General features: G+C 52.1%; 1 protein-coding gene and 1 pseudogene. Both read right to left on the bottom strand.

What is annotated here, in order from left to right:
* Positions 1-1,161: UDP-glucose dehydrogenase family protein (locus WG8_RS05985; RefSeq protein ID WP_007429227.1), on the bottom strand; the 1,161-nt coding region annotated here is incomplete at its 3' end.
* Between the two features lie 52 nt (positions 1,162-1,213).
* Positions 1,214-1,358 (bottom strand): annotated as a pseudogene (locus WG8_RS29410) (WecB/TagA/CpsF family glycosyltransferase); the annotation flags it as partial.

The following is a 1,358-nucleotide window of genomic DNA, read 5'->3' as shown; positions in this document are numbered from 1 at the left end:
CTCCTCCCACTCTGTCAATAGACACAGTGCGTCGCAGCCCTCTGCCGCTTCCTGTGCGCTATCCGCCCACGTTATTTCCGAGCTGTCCAGCAGTTTGCGGAAGTTAGCGGTAGCGATCGGGTCATAGGCACGAATTTGCGCTCCTGCCTCCAGCAGCGACTGCATAATATCCAGCGCCGGGGCATCTCTTACGTCATCTGTGTTCGGTTTAAATGCCAGCCCCCATATGCCAATCGTGGCTCCTTCCAGCTCGCCCAGCGCTTCTTCCAGCTTGCGTATCACATTGAAGCGCTGCCCCTGATTCACTTCCACCACGGATTTCAGCAGCTTGAATTCATAGTCCACATTGCCGGCAATTTGGATCAGCGCTTGTGTATCCTTGGGAAAACAAGAGCCGCCATAGCCAATACCTGCGGATAAAAAGGAGGTGCCGATCCGCTGATCCAGCCCCATGCCGTGGGCCACGCGCGTGACATCCGCGCCCACCTTTTCGCAAATATTTGCAATCTCATTAATAAACGAAATTTTGGTCGCCAAAAAAGCATTCGACGCGTACTTGATCATTTCCGCCGAACGGATATCTGTGGTTAGGATATTCGTCGTGAGCGGCTCGTGCAACGCAGTCAGCACTGAGGCCACATGCGGGTCGGAAGCTCCGATGACGATGCGATCCGGATGTAGCGTGTCCAGTACTGCCGAGCCTTCACGTAAAAATTCAGGCACCGAAGCGACGCCAAAAGGATGGCTCGTGCGGCTTGCGATCAGGTTCTGAATCCGTTCATTCGTGCCGACAGGCACCGTGCTTTTGGTGACAATCACCTTGTAGCCATTCATGGCATCTGCCACCTCGCACGCGGCTCCTTCAATATAGGACAAATTGGCTTCGCCGCTTGGTAGTGAAGGTGTACCCACCGCCAAAATAACAATCTCGGCCTCTTTTACCGCAGCGGTTGTATCTGTCGTAAAGCTCAGTCGGCCCTGCTCGACATTGTCTTTGATTAACGCCTTTAGTCCCGGTTCATAAATCGGTACTCCTCCTGCGCGAAGCTGACGAATTTTGTCCTCATTCTGATCGATACAGACGACGGTATTCCCAAGTGCAGCAAAACAGATCCCCGACACCAGTCCGACATACCCGGCACCTATTACACATAGCTTCAAAGCGATTCCCCCTTTTACATGCTGTCTTATTGCATCATGCTTTTACCCGGCTTCATTTCTCTATACCTCTCCCCGTGTGCCGATTATGATAGAGCGTGAGCCGTTTGTTTTGCCGATAGGATTTGAGAAAACGATAGATATACACCGGATTGTTATAGGCATACCTCTTCCACAAACGCTTCGGCTCACAAATCAGA

Origin of the sequence: Paenibacillus sp. Aloe-11 (genome assembly GCF_000245715.1) — a bacterium.
GTDB lineage: Bacteria > Bacillota > Bacilli > Paenibacillales > Paenibacillaceae > Paenibacillus > Paenibacillus kribbensis.
The sequence above is the reverse complement of the archived record's forward strand: the minus strand, read 5'-3'. Positions and strand labels throughout refer to the sequence as shown.